Origin of the sequence: Clostridioides sp. ZZV15-6388, from assembly GCF_020657755.1 — a bacterium.
Taxonomy (GTDB): Bacteria; Bacillota; Clostridia; order Peptostreptococcales; family Peptostreptococcaceae; genus Clostridioides.
Window position 1 is genome coordinate 1 of record NZ_JAGWCU010000078.1, and the last position, 566, is coordinate 566.

Genomic DNA, 566 nt, shown 5'->3' on the forward strand with positions numbered 1-566 from the left:
TCCAGCGTGACAGGCTGGCATTCTAACCAACTGAACTACCAGGCCGCAAATGGTGGGACCAGCAGGGCTCGAACCTGCGACCCCCTGCTTGTAAGGCAGGTGCTCTCCCAGCTGAGCTATGATCCCATTTTTTTGGAGCGGGTGAAGGGGATCGAACCCTCACAGCTGGCTTGGAAGGCCAGAACTCTACCATTGAGCTACACCCGCTTATTTAATTGTTTTTTTGGTGACTCGTAGGGGAATTGAACCCCTGTTACCGCCGTGAAAGGGCGGTGTCTTAACCTCTTGACCAACGAGCCATTTTAATGGTTGCGGAGGCAGGACTCGAACCTACGACCTTCGGGTTATGAGCCCGACGAGCTGCCAACTGCTCCACTCCGCGATATTGTTTTATAAAGTGCCGAAGACCGGAATCGAACCGGTACGAGAGGTAAGTCCCGCAGGATTTTAAGTCCTGTGCGTCTGCCAGTTCCGCCACTTCGGCTTTTTTTGGCTCCAAGGGTGGGGCTCGAACCCACAGCCTACCGGTTAACAGCCGGTTGCTCCACCGTTGAGCTACCTTGGAA

Annotated in this window: 6 tRNA genes; all 6 read right to left on the bottom strand. The window is 54.4% G+C overall.

Annotated elements, in window-relative coordinates:
- Nucleotides 1-50: 50 nt before the first annotated feature.
- Nucleotides 51-126: transfer RNA gene (locus KGF48_RS19790), tRNA-Val, on the bottom strand.
- Nucleotides 127-133: 7 nt separating this feature from the next.
- Nucleotides 134-207 (bottom strand) — tRNA-Gly (locus tag KGF48_RS19795).
- Between the two features lie 17 nt (nucleotides 208-224).
- A tRNA-Glu gene (locus KGF48_RS19800) sits at nucleotides 225-299 on the bottom strand.
- Nucleotides 300-306: 7 nt separating this feature from the next.
- A tRNA-Met gene (locus KGF48_RS19805) sits at nucleotides 307-382 on the bottom strand.
- Nucleotides 383-398: 16 nt separating this feature from the next.
- Nucleotides 399-484, bottom strand: a tRNA-Leu gene (locus KGF48_RS19810).
- Nucleotides 485-490: 6 nt separating this feature from the next.
- Nucleotides 491-565, bottom strand: a tRNA-Asn gene (locus KGF48_RS19815).
- Nucleotide 566: the final 1 nt, after the last annotated feature.